10 protein-coding genes are annotated in these 18636 nt (G+C 64.4%); 6 read left to right on the forward strand and 4 right to left on the reverse strand.

The window, feature by feature from the left end:
- From AC5DC2_RS05800 to AC5DC2_RS05815, 4 genes are all read left to right on the forward strand, one after another.
- A partial coding sequence (locus tag AC5DC2_RS05800; protein ID WP_491697820.1) for a hypothetical protein occupies nt 1-1594 on the forward strand: 1594 nt, incomplete at its 5' end.
- The gene (locus AC5DC2_RS05805; RefSeq protein WP_491697821.1) at nt 1591-3696 is read left to right on the forward strand and encodes a mechanosensitive ion channel family protein; all 2106 of its coding nucleotides are present in this window, start codon (nt 1591-1593) and stop codon (nt 3694-3696) included. The genes AC5DC2_RS05800 and AC5DC2_RS05805, both read left to right, overlap by 4 nt.
- Before the next feature lie 154 nt (nt 3697-3850).
- Complete coding sequence (locus AC5DC2_RS05810) at nt 3851-8647, forward strand: CHAT domain-containing protein (RefSeq protein ID WP_491697822.1); 4797 nt, start codon at nt 3851-3853, stop codon at nt 8645-8647.
- Nucleotides 8648-8703: 56 nt separating this feature from the next.
- The gene (locus AC5DC2_RS05815) at nt 8704-9372 is read left to right on the forward strand and encodes a peptidoglycan-binding domain-containing protein (protein ID WP_491697823.1); all 669 of its coding nucleotides are present in this window, start codon (nt 8704-8706) and stop codon (nt 9370-9372) included.
- Nucleotides 9373-9375: 3 nt separating this feature from the next.
- Here AC5DC2_RS05815 and AC5DC2_RS05820 read toward each other — a convergent pair whose 3' ends face one another.
- Complete coding sequence (locus AC5DC2_RS05820; RefSeq protein WP_491697824.1) at nt 9376-10107, reverse strand: DUF4396 domain-containing protein; 732 nt, start codon at nt 10105-10107, stop codon at nt 9376-9378.
- A gap of 190 nt (nt 10108-10297) precedes the next feature.
- Here AC5DC2_RS05820 and AC5DC2_RS05825 point away from each other — a divergent pair, with 190 nt between their 5' ends.
- Nucleotides 10298-10789 carry a BON domain-containing protein gene (locus AC5DC2_RS05825; RefSeq protein WP_024707643.1) on the forward strand — a complete coding sequence of 164 codons (492 nt, stop codon included), beginning with the start codon at nt 10298-10300 and terminating at the stop codon, nt 10787-10789.
- 120 nt (nt 10790-10909) lie between these two features.
- Here the strand turns inward: AC5DC2_RS05825 and AC5DC2_RS05830 are convergent, their stop codons facing one another.
- Nucleotides 10910-11161, reverse strand: coding sequence for a YMGG-like glycine zipper-containing protein (locus AC5DC2_RS05830; protein ID WP_024707644.1), 252 nt, complete (start codon nt 11159-11161; stop codon nt 10910-10912).
- 678 nt (nt 11162-11839) lie between these two features.
- Between AC5DC2_RS05830 and AC5DC2_RS05835 the strand changes: the two genes are divergently transcribed.
- Nucleotides 11840-13141 carry a Gfo/Idh/MocA family protein gene (locus AC5DC2_RS05835; RefSeq protein WP_491697825.1) on the forward strand — a complete coding sequence of 434 codons (1302 nt, stop codon included), beginning with the start codon at nt 11840-11842 and terminating at the stop codon, nt 13139-13141.
- 38 nt (nt 13142-13179) lie between these two features.
- On the opposite strand, the gene AC5DC2_RS05840 is transcribed toward AC5DC2_RS05835, so the two are convergent.
- Complete coding sequence (locus AC5DC2_RS05840) at nt 13180-17742, reverse strand: PAS domain S-box protein (RefSeq protein ID WP_491697826.1); 4563 nt, start codon at nt 17740-17742, stop codon at nt 13180-13182.
- Between the two features lie 215 nt (nt 17743-17957).
- Nucleotides 17958-18636: UDP-N-acetylmuramate dehydrogenase (murB, locus tag AC5DC2_RS05845; protein WP_491697827.1), on the reverse strand; the 679-nt coding region annotated here is incomplete at its 5' end.

An 18636-nucleotide genomic window follows, 5' to 3' on the forward strand; every position in this document is an offset into this window, starting at 1 on the left:
TCTGTCGCAGGCCGCCGGGCAGAGCCGGTCGGTCGATGCCGCGCCGGATGCCGTTGGCGATGTCGAGGGCGGCGGCGGCCTGGTGGCCTTCTATGCCACGCGCTCGAACGATGTCGCCCGCGAGGTCGACATGAGCGGCGGAACCGCCGGCGATGACAGCGAATGGTTCGGTCTTTTCACCGCCGCGATCGCCTCGAGGCTCGAAAGCGGCCAGGCTCTGACCTATCGCCAGCTGTTCCAGTCGGTGCTTTCCGAACTGAACCAGGGCAGCGGCTTCGGCATGGGCGCGGTGCAGACCCCGCTGTGGGAAGGCGACATGATCGATGAACCGGTCTTCGGCCGGCAAGGCTATGCCGGCCCGGAGCGTTTTCTCGTGGAGGGCGACAGGGTGGATGCCGGCCGGCTGCACGGCCTGGAGGAGGGAACGGTGATGGCGCTCGTCGCCGATATCGCCGACCCGCAAGACGCCGTTCTCGGCTATGCCCAGGTCGAGGCCGTGGAGCCGCGCCGGGCCTATCTGCGCCCGGTTTCCGATGATTGCGTTCCGGATCCCGAAGCGCTCTGCGCCTTTTCCGGCAGCCTGCCGGAGGCGGCGCGTTTCGCCCAGATCGAGGCAAGCCCGGTGACGCTGAGCGTCGCCTTCTCGCCGGTTTTCGACACCGAATCCGGCCTGCCGCTTGCGCCCGGAACGGAAACCAGCACGCGTGTTGCCGAAGCGCTCGAGGCCGCCTCGCAAACGACGGGAATCGGCGCCGGCTACCCCGAAGAGATCTACGATGTGCAGATCGTGCTGAAGGACAACAAGCTCTGGTTCGGACCCGCTGCGATGATCGATGACACGCCGACCGGCCTCGCCTTCGACCTTTCCGAAGACGGAAAGCGCCTTGCGATGCTTCTCGCGCGCGTTTTGAAGGCGGAGCGCCTGGCGCACACGCTGGATGCGCTTGGCGAGGAGGCAAGCCCCTTCAATCCGTCACCGGTCGCCGTGGACGTGGAGCGCAATGAAAGCCCCATCGCGGTGCTCGGCGCGCCCGGCTCGGCCATCGATCCGCGCCGCGAATGCCAGGCGGCGCTCAGAACAATGGGCGAGGTGGGCTTTCAGCCGCTTGCGGGCATGGACGATCTCAAGCAATGCGACCTCCTGCGTTTTCGCGCCACCGGCGCGCGCGACGGCCAGCGCGACGTCAACCGGATCCACATTGACGCGCAATACTGCATCAATGTCGATTACGAGCTCATCGAGGGCGATCAGGCCCTGCGCGATCTCGGCGATCCGATGGTGATGTGTTCCGATTGTCCGGGGCCGGTGCCGTATTCGGCGGGCTATGAGCGGCTTTATGTTCTGGTCAGCGAGCTCGAGGAAAACGCCGAGGCGCTGAACCTTTCCGGCGTGCTGGACAATTGCGGCGGCGGCACGCGCTCGGCGGCCGCCAATGCACTGTCCGGCGTTCTGGAAGATGCCGCGGCGAGCGGCCGGACGCGCGGCAGCATGAGTCTTGGCGGCGCGCTCTCCGATGTATGGGTCGATCGCTATGCCTGGCGGGTCCTGCCGCGCGCTTCCGCCTTCGCCCGCAACGAGGGCGCGATGCCGTGAAGACAGAAAGACCCGTGCGGCTCTCCGCGTTTGCCTTCGCCATCCTTGCGCTGCCGCACCTCGCTCTTGCTCAGGAGGTCGTCGACGCGCCGGAAAAGCTGTCGCCGATCGAGCGGCTGGGGGCCGTGCTTTCCTTCTTTGCCGACAATGCGACGGCGGCGGCCGAACGGCTCGAGGCGCTGATGCTCGGGCTTGATGATTTCCCCGCCGAGGTTTCCGGTTTCCTGCATGGGGTAAGCGAGGACGGCTTCAGTCTCGGCGCGGTCATCCTGCGGATCATCCTCTGTCTCGGCATCGGCGCCGTTGCCGAAGCCGTGTTCAGGGCGATCTTCCGCCGATTTAGGGCCGGGTTTGATCCGAAGAGCCTTGTCCAGCGGATCATCCATGTGGCCGTCGACCTTGCCGGTCTCCTGATCTTCGCCATGGTCGGCGGTTGGCCGCTTCTGATGAGCGTTCAGGCCGATCCCGGCGCGCAGCTTTTCGTCGTCACCTATCTGACGGCCTTCTTCGCGATCCGCGGCTTCGCGCTTCTGGCCCGTATTCCGCTCTCGCCCGGACGCGCCGATCTGAGGATCGTGGCGCTTTCCGATCCGGCCGCCGGAAGGCTCTACTGGCAGTCCGTCGGCATTTTCGCGCTGGCGATCTTCTTTCTTGCCACAACCTCGCTCCTGAGGCAGGCAGGCATGCCGGCCGACGAGACGCTGACGCTCTCGCTGTTCTCGCGCTCGGTGGTCACGTTGCTCTTGATCATCGCCTGCCTGACCAACCGTTTCTCCGTGGCGGCGATCCTCGCCACCGATCCGGCCGGGCGCAGCCGCGGGCTTGGCTGGAAATCGCTGAGCACGGTCTGGCATCTCTTCGCGATCTTCTATATCTGCCTCTCCTGGTTCGGCACGTCGCTGCTCCTGCTGCTCAACCGGCCACAGGCGGGAACGCTGGCCGTCCTGGGCTTCATGATCATTCTGGCGCTCGTCATCGGCTGCCTGCTGATGGATGACTGGGCGGCGCGGGCGGATGCGCGCGACCGCGCCCGGCGGCGGGCAGCGCTTGAGGCGGAGCCGCAGATGGCGTTGCCTCATGATGTACCGACCTTCGCGCAGTTCTTTGCCCGTCTCGGGCAGGCGGCCGCCGTGCTTGTGGCGCTGCTGGCGCTCATCCGCCTGTGGAGCGGCCCCTGGCAGGGCCTTTCCAATGCGCGTATCACGGCGATCATGCCCTCGCTGACGCAGCTCCTCGTCACGCTGGTGCTTGCCTATGTCGGCTGGCACCTGGTGCTGATCGGCTCGCAGCGCATGCTGTTGAAGGCGGCCTATGCTGAAGGGACGGACGAGGCAGAAAAGGCGTTGCGCCAAAGCCGCGTCGCCACCGTCCTGCCGCTCGTGCGCAACACCTTGCTGATCACGATCGCGTCGATCGCGTCGATCATCGCGATCTCGGCGCTCGGCATTGACGTGCTGCCGCTTCTGGCCGGGGCCGGCATTGTCGGCATCGCCATCGGCATGGGCAGCCAGACGCTGGTGAAGGACGTCATTTCCGGCATCTTCTTCCTGGTCGACGACGCCTTTCGCGTCGGCGATCTCGTCGATGTCGGGGTTGCCAGCGGCACGGTCGAGCGGGCCGGCATCCGCTCGGTCCAGATCCGCCATCCGCTCGGTGCGATCCATACCGTTCCCTTCGGCGAGATCCGCACCATCGCCAACAAGTCGCGCGACTGGGCGGCGATGTGGCTGGAATTCCGGCTGCCGCTCGAAACCGATCTCGACGGGCTGGAGCCGCGCTTCAGGGCGTTGAATGATGCGTTTCTAGCCGATCCCGTTCATGGTCGGAACCTTGTCGCGCCGCTCGAAAATGCCGGCATCGTCATGATCGACGACAGCGCCATGGTTCTGCGCATCGTCTACAAGTGCCGGCCCGGAACCCAGTTTGCCCTGCGCGCGGTCGTTTACGATGCCGTCAGACGCATGTTTCGCGAGGCGGGCATCTCGATCGCGCCGCGCGAGGTGCGGCTCAGGGCCGAGCCCGATTTTTCCTATACGCGGCGTGACGGCGTGCCGTCAGAGCCGGAGCAAAAGACCGGGCGATCCGGCGATGAGGGCGCTTGAAAAGGCGGACGCGGTTGTATTCAGAGGTTTTCAACCGCAAGGGCCGATGGCAAGATAAACTTGGCATTTGTCAGAAGAGACGGGGCGGGACGGGATGCACAAACGGGGATCGCAGGCAGAATCTGGACGGGGGGTTGCGGCCGCGGTCGCGGCCTTGCTGGCGTTCGCCCCCTTCTTTGCTGCGGCCCCGGCGGCGGCCCTTGAGCTCTACCGCAACGGCGTGCCCTACGACCTCCATGCCGCGCTGCCGGATGGAGGCGCATTCGACGCCGACGGCGTCGACCGCCGTTTCGCCCTTGGCCCCGTCAAAGGCAATCTGCGCCTGATCCAGGACAGCTATGGTGATTGCGCCGCGCTCGTCGACGAGCGCGTTTCGAACTGGGAAAAATACGGGTTTGATGAGTCTGATCAACGTCTTGTGTCGGAAAGCGAATGTAGTGTGTCAATCCGCAATCCCGCGAGCGGCGAGATCGTCAGTTCGTTCTATATCCGGATTGATGATTGCGACTGTTACGCTGCGCTGCATTTCCGCTATGCCGACGATACGCGCGATGCCTATGAGGTTGACGCCGCGGAGGTGATCGCCAGCATCCGCAGCAATAACGGTCTTGCGCCGCCTTCCGGCCGCGCCGGGCTTGGCGACAGCGTCTACGGCCGCGCGGTTCAGGCGCTTTCGGGTCTGCCCTGCGTTTCCGAAGACCTGTTTGCCGAGATGAACGCCTATGAGCGCAACGCGTTCATGGTGACCGCGTTTTCCGCCTGGACGGGAATGAAGGTAGATGACATCGCCTATGACGCCGGGATCTCAGAGAACGAAGGCTACAGTCTCGATCTTTCCGACGCCAATCTGCTGCGTGTCGCCGAAATCTTGCCGGGCGCGGTGACGGCGATGGCCGACGATGTCGATCGCTACGGCGATCGCTTTTGCCCGTTGATCGTCGGCATGACGACCCAGAACCTCGCTTACGGCTATGTCGGCCTCGGCGATCTGCGCGTCGCCCAGCGCGACTTCAGTGCGCTGTTCCACGACTATCTCCGCGTCGCCCAATCGCTCATGCAGCGCCACGGTTGCTATGACGGCGCGCTCGACGGGGCTTTCGGCCCGGCAAGCCGGGAGGGCTGGAACCGCATGCGCGAGCGGCTCGGCCTTGCCCCGCGCGTCGGCGCGTTCACGCCGACGGTCTCCGATGTCGCGGCGATCGCCGACATGCCCGTGACGGGCAGAGCCTGCGAGAGCGACGCAGGCGTTCTCGCCGCGAATGAAGACGGCCTCCGGCTTCTCGATTTCCTCTATCCCCCGCACGCGCTTCCGCCGCTTGACCGGCCATGGGTCCGGGAGATCCTCGGCCCGGCCTTTGACCGGATGGCGGCGCGCGACGAATGGAGCGCGCTTGAAGAGGAAACGGCGCTCACGCTTCTTTCCGAGAAGGTGGCCTTTGCGCCGGGCGGCGACCAGCGCGCCAGGGCCCTGGCCGAACTGATGGGAGAGGACGGTGCGGCATGGGGCGCTCCGGACTATTATGCGGCGATGGAGACGGCGGAGGCCGCCGTCGCCTTCACGGTCGAGGCAGCGCAGCGGCAGAGCCAGATGCGCGAGGAACAGGTTTTCGCCATGCCGCTCGGCATGTTCACGACGTCGGATTACGGGCTGGTGCTGACCGTATCGGACCGCGAGGAAACAAGCCGCATCGCCAATGTCGTTCTCGCGCATCCGGAGGCTTTCGAGGCGCTGACGGTGATCTCCGGCCCGGCCTTTGAATATCTCCTTGCCGAGCGCATGCTGCAGGGCGCGACCATCCACGGCAAATCCGCCGCCGCCGCGCGCCGCCTGCTGGAAGATGCCGCCGCCAAGGGCGCCCCCTACGCAGCCGCCCATCTGGCGCTGATGCTGGAATATGGCCAGGGCGGCGAGAAGGATGCCGCGCGCGCCCGCGCGTTCTACCTGGCGGCGGCTGAAGCCGGCGAAGGCTTTGCCATGGCGCAGCTGGCGCGGCAGGCAGATGGCGCCACGCCCGAGGCGATTGCGGCCGCACTTTCCTGGTATCAGGCGCTTGTCGATCTCGCTGACCGAAAAGCTTCAGAGAACGGACCGGATGCCGACTGGGCCTTCTCTTCTTCCTGGATCGCCGATTTCCTCGCCAACAGGATGATGGAGGGCAGTCCGGCGCTCTTGTCGACAGCGGGAACGATGATGATCGCGACCGCCGCCGACCGGTCCGCCGCCTTTGCCGCGCGGCTTGCCGAGACCTCTCTCTGCGCGGAATGCGGCGCGGTGCTCGACCCGATGGAGGGGGCGAAATGGCTGGCCAAGGCGGCCGAGAAGGGAGATGCCGAAGCGCTCTTCAAGCTGGCGCGGCTTCTCGATGCCTTCCCGGAAATCTCCGAATACAAGGCGGAGGATTTTCTTCGGGTTTTCAAGCAGCGCTACGAAAGCGCGCCGCAGGGTTTCGAGCGCGACAGCATCCGGCGGGAATCGGTTGCCGGCGCGGTTGCCTACGATCTGCGCATGGCGCGGGCTCAACGCGATGGCGCAACGCCCATGGGCGAGGCCGAGGCGATGCTCGGGAGCATCTGCGAGGATGACGGGGAAAGCTGCGGGACAATCGCCAAGCAGTTTGCCGCCGGCCGCTATGGCGCCGATCTCGTTGCCGTGGGCTTCGACCGGCTTGTGGCGCTGGATTCGATCGAACTTGTCGACGTTCTTGCGGCCTATGGCGATTTTCGCGGCGCTGCCGAGCGGGCGGAGCGGGCAAAGGACTATGAACTCGGCGCGTTGACCGGCCCGGCTGAGGCTGGCGAAGGAAGCAATATCCGCAATGTCACGATCCGCAGGCTGGTGGAAAGCCGGGCGCCCGGCGACCTGCAATCGCTGCCCGACGGGCTTGTCGGCTTCCTCGGCCTGATGGCCACGAACGGCGACAAGGCGGCGGCCGATTTCCTCCGGCTGATCCGCGCCGCCGACCCCGAGGCCGCGCCGCCGCTGCCGGACCTTCAGTCGGCAGCCGGGACCTTCGCGGCGGTGCGCGCGCGCGGCGGCACCAGTATCGGCCTCGTCAACTCGGCAAGGCGTTATGGCGATGCGCTGCAGGCGGCGGGCGATAATGGCCAGGCGCTGGCGATGGAGCTGACGGCGCTTTCCGCCGAACTCCGGCTCGACCGGTTGCGCGAACTCTCCGAGGGGCCGCTGTCGGCCGAACTCACCCGCGTCTGCCGTCTCTCCAATGCCAGCGAGCGCGCCTTTGCGCTCGGCTCGGATTCGCTTGCCGTGCTGCTCGCCAAGCAGGCGATCAACCGGCTGCAGGGCGTGCGGGCGGACCTCGCGACCCTGCCGGAGAACCTGCGCGGCTGCTTCCGCGACCTGATCGCCGACAATTATCGCTGGCTCGCCGACCTCTTCATTCAGCAGGACCGGCTGAGCGATGCCGAATTCGTCCTTGGCCTGCTGAAGGATTTCGAGGCCTTCCAGTTTACCGATCGCGATCTGGACTTTGCCGGCGATGCCTTTGCGACTTTGCCGCTGACGGAGGCGGAGACGGCGCTTCAGGCCGCGATTGCCGCGCTTCAGCCGCCAGCCATTGCCGATGTGCGCGAACGTGACGCCCTGCTGTCACGGCAGGAGGCGGGCACCCTGACGGGGGCGGAGCAGGAGCGGCTGAATGTTCTGAACGATGAGCTCGCCGAGGCCGATGCTGCCTATGAGGCCGGGCTGGAGACAATCTTTACGGCGCTTTCCGACCTTGAGGAGAGCGAGCCCGCAAGCGAGACGCCGCTTGCCGAGCAGTCCGTCCAGGCCACGATCCTCTCCGGTCTGGAAACCAATGCGGTGGCGCTGCATTATCTGGTGATGCCGGACCGGCTCAACATCCTTCTGACATCGCGCGATGAACAGCTCAGCTACACGATCGACAGCTGGAACGGAGAGCCGTTTTCGGAAGCCACGCTCAACGCCGCGCTCGCCGATCTGCATCTCGGCTTCAACGACTTCTTCAGCGATCCGCGCGCCGAGAGCGAAGTGCTTTATGACCTTCTTGTCGGACCGGTGGAGCAGGATCTCGCCCGCATAGACCCCGAACTCCTGCTGCTCTCGCAGGACCGGCGACTGCGCTATCTGCCCTATCAGGCGCTTTATGATGGCGCGGAATATCTGGTGGAACGCTATGATATCGCAAGCCTGACCAGCAGCGAGAGCGAGATCACCGGCGTTGCGGTGGCCGAGACGCCTTTTGCCGGGCTGGGGCTGACCCGCGCGGTCGGCGATTTCTCCGAGCTTCCGGGCGTGGCGCTGGAATTCGGCGGACTTCTGAGCGGCGAGGAGCGATATGGATTCATGGATGGCGCTCTCGCGCTCGACGAGGCCTTTGACCGGGCGGCGCTTGCCGAGGCGCTCACGATCGGCGGTTCATCATCGGTCGGGGCAGGGACGATTCATGTCGCCTCCCATTTCGTGCTCGGCGCCAGCGAGGATGATTCCTACCTTCTGCTGGGCACGGGCGAGCATCTGCCGGTGAGCGAGATCAAGGGGACGGCCGGCGATTTCGATTTCTCCAATGTCGACCTTCTGACCTGGTCGGCATGCGAAACCGGCCGCGCCAATCCGGGCTCCGACGGCCGCGAGATCGAAAGCCTTGCCAAGATCACTGGTGAGCGCGGGGCCAGGGCGACGCTGGCGACGCTCTGGCCGGTGCTCGACATCTCGACGCCGCTGATCATGCAGCGTTTCTACGAGTTGCGGGCGTTCGGCGGCCTTTCGAAGGCCGAGGCGCTGGCGACCGCCCAGCGCGAATTCATCCAGCGCCGGATCGGCGATCGCGATGTGCTCGACAGGGAAAGCGTCGTCTTCCAGACGGCGGGCCGCCTCGGGCTTCCCGCCGAGCCGGGTTCGCCGATCACCTATGATTTCGATCATCCGATCTTCTGGGCGCCCTTCATGCTGATGGGGAACTGGCGATGAACATGAAAAAAATACTGCAAGCGATTGTTCTTACGTCTTTTCTTGTACCGTCGTCAGTGGCTTTTTCCCAGCAGGATACAGCCGAGGCCATCAGCGGAACCTGCTATGGGCTTGCCTTCGAACGCGGCGACAGCGAAATCCGTTCGATGATGCTGAGGCTCGATCCGTCGGATTTCGAGGACAGCGCTCCCTATCTGTTGACGCTGAGCCTCAGCTACTGGGACGTGCCGAACGAGCGCTTCGGCACGATTGCCGGCTGTTCGGGCGGCGATGAAATCCATTGCAGCATCGACTGCGACGGCGGCAATGCCTATCTGACGCTCGCCGATGGCGGCGTTCTCCATCTCGACAGCGAGCGCCTTCGCCTTGAGGACAATGAACTGATCGACAGCGCTTTGGCCAATGTCATGGATGCCGACGGCGGCGAGCTGCGCGGAAAATTCAGGCTTACGCCCGTGGAGGACGCGGCCTGCATTGCCGCGCCGGAAACGATCTTTGCCGAACTGGAGATGGGCGACATGCTGCCAAGGGTGACGGCGCTGGAAGCCTCGCTCAACCGGCTTGGCCTCTTTCTCGCCTATCCGGACCCGGTCTTTGACGAAAGGACGAGGGACGCCGTGATCGCCTTCCAGACGCAATACGGCTTTGCCCCGACCGGCGTGGTGGATCAGGCGACCGATACGGCGCTGAACACGATCGTGCGCTCCACCATCGGCGGCTGCTGAGCCCTACATCTTCTCCTTGATGCCTCTTGAAACGAGCCACCAGTTGACGGGATAGGCGGTTGCGAAGCCGGCCCACATGGCGATCTGCATCATGAACCAGAATTCGACCGTCGGCACCTCCAGTTTCACGCCGAGGAGGTGGCGGAAGAGGTAGAACTGGGCAAAGGCCATGAAGCCGTACATGCCCACCTGCCAGGAGGTCAGCGACAGGAAATCGGCCTTGGCCGCCTGAATGAGGCCCTGAGCCGGCGTCAGGTCGCGCATGGGCTTGATGGTGAAATACTGAAAGATGACGCCGAAGGAGAAGGCGAAGATATAGTCGAGGACCCACACGGCAAACATCTTCTCGGCGAAGATCGTCTGCCAGCCGAACCAGACGGCGACAGAGGGAACCAGGAAGGCAAGCCATTCCGCCACTATGTCGCCGAGCGCGCAGCCGGAGCCGCAATGAGCGGCGCCCTTGCCGACCATCACCGAAAAAGGCGTCTCTGTCATGTTCGGCGGCGTCTCGTCGTGTTCCATGGCGTGGTGATGGGCTGCGCGGGTGGCGAGCCGGCCATAGCGGAAATAGGCCCAGAGCGCGGCAAGCGAGCCGAAAAGCGCGACAAGGGGCCAGACCACATTCATGATCCACATATGCTGCGGATTTGCGAAAACGTCGACGGCGATGATGATCGCGGACGCAAGGCCGGCGAGAAGAGATACGACGGCGAGCAGATGAAGCCATTCGGGCATGTTTCATCTCCTTTGCTAATTTGGCGCCGCGCGGCGCCCGTTTTGTTGGTCTGCTTCTGTCAAAAAACGCTCCTGGCCCGGCTTGTTCCGCCGTTTCCCGGAACGCGATCGACTTTCCTCCTCAAGAGAGGGAGAACATTTGCCGCTTCCAGCCGTTTCTTCTGCACGCACACCTGAAAGGAGAAACACCATGGCTGGTTCAAAGATGAAGCCGCATGAAACGCCGCGCGAGGAGGATTATCGCGACTACGAGGACCGCAATCTCGATGACGGATGGCCGTATTCGGATGAGGAAAACAGGCATGGCGCGCGCAATGCGCCCTATGGCGCCAATCCCGCCAATCTGGACCGGCGCGAAACGCCGGGCGCGCAAGTCTCCGAGGATACCGCCGTCCACACCGCCCAGCGTCTTGCGCCAGAGCCGGAGGACACGACGGTCGACGATGACGGTCTCTCGGACGTCATCACCCGGCTGATTGATGAAGATGATCGTTTCAATGCCGACCTGATCACCGTGACGGTCCGCGACGGGGTGGCGATGCTGAGCGGCGAAGTGGAGACCGAGCCCGAGCGACTGAGGCTCGAGACCCTGGTGCTTTCGGTCAAGGGCGTGCGCGATGTCGAGAACGAGGTCGTCCTGATCGGCGTCGACAGCCATGTCCCGCCGGACTTTGACGAATAGCCGAACATCGTTCCTCGGCTTCGAACAAGAAAAGCCGCCTCCGCGGGGCGGCTTTTTTTGACGCCGGCGCGACCGGCAGGAGGAAAGGCCGGAAATGAAACCGGCCTTTCTGCGCTCCGGTCATTTCGGGCAGGCGGCCACGTAGCGTTCGCCATTGGCATCGCGGTAATAGCAGCGGCCCGGTTCATTGGCGCGGCCGATCAGTGCGCCGGCGGCAGCACCGACTGCGCCGCCGAGCGCCGCGCCGCCGACATCGCCCGATACGGCGGTGCCGACGGCCGCGCCGGACAGTCCGCCGACTGTTGCCCCCTTCTCGGTGGCCGAGCATGCGGTCAATGCGCCGAGTGCGACAACGAAGAACAGTCGTTTCATGATTTTTCACTCCAGTTGCGAGATTGGTCGTGACTTGCAGGCCGCGGGCCGAAGAACCGGAGAAGCGCCTCCCGATCGCTCGCCGGCGGCAGAGATCCGGCTCGGCATAGCGGCTGCTCATGGGCCAACCAGCCGGGGCTGCGATTGTTCCATACTTTTTCGCTGAATTTCCGACTGCGTGAAATGGCGGTCCGGACGCCGATAACGCGTCGCGCTGACAAAGGCTGATCGGGTACGATTGATTCTGATCTGCTAGTCTGGCAGAGTTGAATTCTCGGCATTGTCGCCTCTCGATTCTCCCTGATCCGCTGGTGTTCCGGCCCGGCTGAGAAACAGGACCCGGCGCCGGTAAGCGGTGCGATCGGGAGGGGTATGCGTGCTGAAAACGTTTGGGATGTCGCAGCGCATGGCAATGCGGCTGCGGCGGGAGCACTGGAGCGTCGTGCGTCCGTTCGGACACAAAGGACACTCTAGCCTATTGAATCTGCGCATCGCGCTTTGCGAAAATCGACTCCGGTTTTCGGGCCGATGCGCTAGAGCGGTTCCGCCTTTCGTGGAAACGCGCAACCGCTCTATCTATTTGTTTTGACGCATTTTCGCTTAGCGTCAGATGTTTCCATCTGACTGCGAAATGCGCGAGGGCCGGCGCGGTTGCCGGCCGGGCAGAAGGGCAGGATCATGAAATACGCCATTGTCGGAACCGGATCGCGGCACAAGATGTTTCGCGGCGCCGTCGCCGAAACCTATGCCGATCGCAACGCGCTGGTCGGGCTTTGCGACATCAACGAAAAGCGGCTTGCGCTCTCGGCCGGCGCCGTGCCGGCCGAAGGCAATGGCGTCGCCACCTATCGGGCGGAGGATTTTCCGCAGATGCTGAGCGAGCAGAAGCCGGATACGGTGATCGTCACCGTGCCCGACTACCTGCACCATGACTATATCGTCGAGGCGATGCGGGCGGGCAGCGACGTCATGACCGAAAAGCCGATGACGATCGACCTTGAGAAGCTGAAGTCGATCCTCGACGCGCAGAAGGAAACCGGCCGCAAGGTGACGGTGACCTTCAATTACCGGTATACGCCGGCCCGCACGCAACTGAAGGACATCCTGATGTCCGGCGCGATCGGGGATGTCACCGCCGTCAGCTTCCGCTGGTATCTCGACCGCGTCCATGGCGCCGATTATTTCCGCCGCTGGCATCGCTACAAGGATCAGTCCGGCGGCCTGCTGGTGCACAAGTCGACGCACCATTTCGATCTCGTCAACTGGTGGCTCGGCTCCTCGCCGGTCTCCGTCGCCGCACACGGCACGCGCTCCTTCTACCGGGCGGAAACCGCCGATGCGCTCGGGCTCAATCCGCGCGGTCCGCGCTGCCACACCTGTCCAAGCGCCGGAAGCTGCGACTTCCGGCTGGACCTTGAAGCCGACCAGGCGCTGAAGACGCTTTATCTCGATGCCGAGGACGAGGACGGCTATCTGCGCGACCGCTGCGTCTTCGACGACGACATCACCATCGAGGATACGATGCAGGTGCAGGCGGTCTATGGCACGGGCGCAAGCCTCAATTACACGCTTTGCGCCTATTCGCCCTGGGAAGGGCTGGAGGTGAAGTTCTACGGCACAAAGGGCGAGCTGTCCCACCGCCATGTCGAGGTTCATGGCGTTTTCGGCGGCAAGCGGGAGAAGGCGGCCGGCTCGGAAACGATGACGACCACGCTGCATCTGGCGGGCGAACAGCCCCGGGAACTCGACGTCTGGGAAGGCGAGGGCGATCACGGCGGCGCCGATCCTGTGATGCTCGGCTATCTTTTCGACCCCGATGCCGGCGAGGACCCCTACGGCCGCTCCTCGTCCCATATCGACGGCGCCTGGTCGATCCTGACGGGCATTGCCGCCAACCGGTCGATCGAGACGGGCAAGACCGTTCACATCGCGGAATTCCTCGCCGAGAACGGCATCGACCTGCCGCCGAAGGAACGGTGACCGCGTGAGCGCGCCTCGGCTGGCCGAACAACAGGCGGTCAGCCGGATGCGTCCTTCGGCGAGAGTTCCAGACTTCGCAGGAGATCAGCGAGCGGCTCGGGCTCGTGGATAAAAAAGCCCTGGGCGAAATCGACGCCGTAATCCCTCAATCTGGCGCAGGTCGGCTCGTCGCCGACATATTCGGCAATCGTCTCGAGCCCCAGCACGCGGGCGACCTCGACGAAGCATTTGATCGTCGCCTCGTTCAGCGGATCGCTCAAGAGCTCGCGGATGAACTGGCCGTCGATCTTCAGATAGTCGAGCGCGAAATGCTTGAGATAGCCGAAGGAGGACGAGCCCGCGCCGAAGTCGTCGAGCGCCACCGAAATGCCGCGGCGACGCAAACCCTCGATGAAGGAGGCGGCCTCCTCCATATTGGTGATGACGGCGGTCTCGGTGATTTCGATGCACAGGCTGTGGCAGATCGGACCTCCGGCCGCATCGAGAAGGTCGAGCGCCTCCTTGTGGAAGGCGCGGTCGCCGAGCGACTGGCCGGAGAGGTTGACGCATAGCCGCGCCGCGCCGCCGGCAAGGCCCGACGCGTCGATCTGCTCCAACGCCTTGCCGAGCACCCAGCGATCGATGTGGGAGATGAGGTTGAAACGTTCGGCAGCCGGCAGGAAAGCGCCGGGAAGAATGACCTCTCCGTCGTCATCGACCAGACGGAGCAGCAACTCGATGTGGCGAACGGCGGGCTCGCCGCTCATCGGCGCAATCGACTGGGCGTAGAGCACGAAGGCTTCCTCCTGCAGTGCCCGTTCGATGCGGGCGGCCCAGCGCGTCTCGCCGGACCGGAGCCTGAGCGCTTCGTCGCTCTCCGCCCAAACGTGAACCCTGTTGCGGCCGCTTTCCTTGGCGACATAACAGGAGGTATCGGCCGCCTGCAGCACCGCCGAGACGCTGGTTGAACGGCCGTCGACCGGAACAAGGCCGATACTGGCGCCAACCCTGAAATGCTTGTCGTCGTGGACGAAGCGGAACGCGCCCATCCGATCGCAGATCGTCTGGGCGATGCGTTGTCCGTCCTCCGGGCTGCAATGCTCAAGCAGCACGGCAAACTCGTCGCCGCCAAGCCGCGCAAACGTGTCGCGCTTGCGCAGGCACTCCTGCATCAGCTGGGTGACCCGTTTCAGAAGCGTGTCGCCGACCGTGTGGCCGCAGGTATCGTTGACGATCTTGAACTGGTCGAGGTCGATATAGAGAAGAACACTGGATGTGTCGGCTTCCTGCGCCGTCTCGAATACCCGCTGCAGCCGGCGATCGAACTCCGAGCGGTTGAGCAGGCCGGTCAGCGGATCGTGGCTGGCGCGATAGGTCATCTCGCGCGAGAGCCGTCTTTGTTCGCTGACATCGTGGAACACAAGCACCGCGCCGAGGATCTCGCCCTCGGAACTGCGGATCGGCGCGGCCGAATCCTCGATGCTGTATTCAAGTCCGCGCCGGCCGACGAGAAGCGTATTCTCCGCCAGCCCCACGACCTGTCCATGGGCGAGGCAGGCGGCGATCGGATCCGGCGCGGTCTCGCGCGTTTCCTCGTTGAGGATCGAGAAAACGCGATCGGACGGCTCTCCCGCCGCCTCGTCGACGCTCCAGCCGGTCATCCGCTCGGCGACGGGGTTGAGCCATCTTATTCTTCCCGCCGCATCGGTGGTGATCACCGCGTCGCCGATGGAATTGAGCGTCACCCGCATCAATTCGTGCTGCTCGGCGAGATCAAGCGTCATCTGCCGTCTGGCGGTGACATCCCACGCCGCGCCGATGACGCGGCTCGGCTTTCCCGTCTTGTCGCGCACCAGATTGGCGGCGATGTGAAGGTGGCGGTACGCGCCGTCGGGCAGGATGATGCGGTATTCCTCGTCGAGATGTTCCCCGGTTTCGACGGTCCGGAAAACGGCTCTTTCCACACGCTCGCGGTCTTCGGGATGCACGGCGCGCTTCCAGACGTCGCCGACATCGTCCCCGCCGGAAATGTCGAGGCCATAGAGCCGGTACATCCAGGCGTCCCAATGGGCGACCCGACGGTCGATCTCCATTTCCCATATGCCGATCCCGCCGCTGTCCGTGGCGATCGTCATGCGCTCGCTCATCAACAGCCGCTCTTCTTCGGCGCGCTTGCGGGCGGTGATGTCGGTGTGGGTTCCGATCATCCGCTTCGGCGCGTCGTCCTCGCCGCGCTCGACCACGCGGCCGCGGTCCATGATCCAGATCCAGCGCCCGTCCTTGTGGCGCATGCGAAACTCTTCCTCGAAATAGGGCGCATCGCCGCGGATGTGGGCGACATCGGCCGTTCGCGCGCGCTCGACGTCGTCGGGATGGATGAATTTCAGCCATTCCGCGCCGCTGTCGGATATCTCGTCCGGTCGATAGCCGATCAGGGCGCACCAGATATTCGAATAATGGGTCTTGCCGGTTGCAAGATTGGCGTCCCAGACGCCGATCCGGCCGTTCTCGGTGGCAATCGCCATCCGCTCGTTGAGCTTCTCCAGCTCGACCCGTTGCTCGACCTGTTCGGAAATATCCTGAAACGCGCCGATCAGGCGCACGGGCGCCCGGTTGCTGTCGAACTCCGCCGAGCCGGCGGTGCGCACCCAGATCTGCTTTCCGTCTGCCCGGATCAACGGCAGTTCGATATCCCACGGCGCGCCTGTCTCGATGCTGGTTTCGACGGCGGCTTCGATGACGGCGCGCGCCTCGGGGGCATAATAGGCGATCGCTTCTTCCATGCTCGGACTGTATCCGGTCTCGACGCCGTGGATCCGGCAGGTTTCCTCGGACCAGTAGACCTTCTCCTCGACAAGATCGACTTCCCAGCCGCCGACGCCGGCGAGATTGCCGGTGCGCTCGAGGAATTCGCGGCTCTGGCGCAGTTCCTGTTCCTCATGTTTCTGGCGCGTTATGTCGCTCAGCGTGCCGAACATCCATTCCGGCATGCCGCCCTCCGTCCAAGTGAGCACGCGGCCGCGCGCTACGGCCCAGACCCAATCGTCGGATTTGTGGTGAAGGCGCGCCTCGCAGTCATAGACCTCGGCCTCCCCGTGCAAATGCCGGGAGAGCTCCAGTTCATGCGCAGCGCGGTCGTCCGGATGGATCCGGCTCACCCAGGTCGCCATGTCGATCGGTTCGAGCTCGTCCCGTTCGTAGCCGATGATGTCGGCCCAGAGGTGATTGAGACGGAGCTCGCCCGTCTGGACGTTCCACTCCCACGTGCCGGAACGCGTCGCCTCGATGATCTGCTGCAGACGCCTGCGCTCCTCGATCAGCGCATTCTCGGCCTTCCGGCGCTGGGTCACATCCTCGATCGTGGAAATGATGCGCAACGGATTGCCCGCGCTGTCGCGTTCAAGAATGGCGGAGAGCAGGACGTCGAGCACCTGGCCCGCGCGCGTGACCATCTGATAACGCACATTCTCGCAATGCCCGTCGAACAGGAAGGCGGGCAGGACCTCGGTGCGCGAGATCAGTGCCGATTCCGGCGTCAGGAATTCGGCGAGCTTGCGGCCGATCACTTCCTCCCGGTTATACTTCATCACGTCGAGCCAGCGGTCGCTCACGCTCAGGATCGTCCCCGTCGGGTCGGTCGAGTGCAGCATGGCCGGCGTGGCGCGATAAAGCCGTTCGATCCGTCTTTCGGCGGCTTCCAGCTCACGCTGGGTTTTAACGACCTCGCTGATGTCGCGGATGATTTCTGTGGCCCCGGTCAAGGCGCCGTCTTCGGAGATCACAGGCCCGAGCGATACGGAGACGGGGACCCGGCGGCCGGTACGGTGAAGCCGCTCGGTTCTCAGATTCCGAGTCGCCGCGCCGTCTGCGAGCCGAGCCGCGAGATCCGTCTGCGCTTCAAGATGTTCCGGCGCGACGATCAGCGAAAGCGGTCTACCGATCGCCGCATCGGCGCTGTAGCCGAACAGGCGCTCGGCCGCCGCGTTCCATTGGCGGATCGTGCCAGCGATGTCCATCGTCAGGATCGCGTCGGGACTGTTTTCAAGGATGGAGCGCGCCTCGGCCTCGACGGCCAGCAGTTCGCGCTCGTGAAGGGCGATCAGCCGGGCCTCCAGCGCCTTTGCCGCCGCCCGGGCAAGATGACCCAGAATCTCCTTCTGATGCGCGCTGAGCGTCTTCGGCTTCTGGTCGACCACGCAGAGCGTGCCGACCCTCTCGCCATCGGAAAGCTGAAGCGGAACGCCGGCGTAAAAGCGGATCCTGAGGCCGTCGGTCACCAGCGGGTTGTCCGAAAACCGCCGGTCCCGGGTGGCGTCCTCCACCTCCATCAGCTCTTCGCCCTGAAGGGCGTGGGAGCAGAAGGAGATGCTGCGATCCGTCTCGCTCACGTTCTCAAGGCCGTAATTCGCCTTGAACCATTGTGTGTCCTCGTTGAGGAGGGTGATGAGCGAGATCGGCGTGCCGCAGACCAGGGCCGCGGCCTCTGTCAGCGCATCCAGTTCTGCGGCCGGAGCCGTGTCGAGCCGTCTCAGCCTTTCATAGGCCGACAGCCGGTCGATATCCGTCTCTGTCGCTCGATCGGCCATCTGTTGCGTGACCTCCGTAGTCTGGCGGCGGTTCATGCCGGCGCTCGTCGTCTCCCGTGACCCGAACCACGATACTAGGATGTTCTTGTCCCTTAAACGACCCGTCGCGCATTTCGGATCCGCATGTGGGCCGGGGCAGGCGCAAATACACTCCGGAGTGGAGAGTATAAAACTATAATAATCAATGGCTTGTGAGTTTATGTCGATAAACCGATCAGCCAGGAAAAAATCGCCCTGACCGGGCTCGCTTCCTAGATTTCGATGGGTTCCTGAACGAGGTCGACGCCGAAGCGCGCCTTTACCCTTTCGCGGACGAGCGCGGCGAACCGGGCAACATCCCGGCGCGTCGCGCCGCCGTGATTGACCAGAACCAGCGCGTGACCGTCATAGGTTCCGACCGGGCCGAGGCGCTCTCCCTTCAGCCCGCATTGCTCGATCAGCCAGCCGGCGGACAGCTTCACGCGGCCGTCGGGCTGGGGGTAGCGCGGGGCGCCCGCAAGGCGTTCGGCTTCCTCGGTGCTGACCACCGGATTGTGAAAGAACGAGCCGGCGTTGCCAAGGCTGCGCGAGTCGGGAAGTTTCGATTGCCGCAGGGCGAGCACGCTTGCCATGACTTCCGCCGGCGCAGCGTCGTCGGGGAAGCCTTCCAGTCCCGCATAGGCTTTGGTCGGCGACCAGTCGCGGGGCAGGGCCAGCGTGACCGAGAGGATGACATGCCGGCCCGGCTCGATCTTGAACCGGCTCTGGCGATAGCCGAAGCCGCATTCTGCGGCCTTGAAGGTCTCGATTGCGCGCGTTTTCGTGTCGAAGGCGGTCAGTTCGAAAAAGACATCGGAGAGCTGGACGCCATAGGCGCCGATATTCTGCACCGGCGCGGCGCCGACCGTGCCGGGAATGCCGGCGAGGTTTTCGAGACCCGGCATGCCGCGC

The sequence above is a fragment of the Martelella sp. genome (assembly GCF_984369615.1).

Coding starts and splice junctions, on each gene's coding strand:
- AC5DC2_RS05820 (WP_491697824.1), bottom strand. CDS start 10,107: ATGCCCGAATGGCTTCATCTGCTCGCCGTCGTATCTCTTCTCGCCGGC.
- AC5DC2_RS05825 (WP_024707643.1), top strand. CDS start 10,298: ATGGCTGGTTCAAAGATGAAGCCGCATGAAACGCCGCGCGAGGAGGAT.
- AC5DC2_RS05830 (WP_024707644.1), bottom strand. CDS start 11,161: ATGAAACGACTGTTCTTCGTTGTCGCACTCGGCGCATTGACCGCATGC.
- AC5DC2_RS05835 (WP_491697825.1), top strand. CDS start 11,840: ATGAAATACGCCATTGTCGGAACCGGATCGCGGCACAAGATGTTTCGC.
- AC5DC2_RS05840 (WP_491697826.1), bottom strand. CDS start 17,742: ATGAACCGCCGCCAGACTACGGAGGTCACGCAACAGATGGCCGATCGA.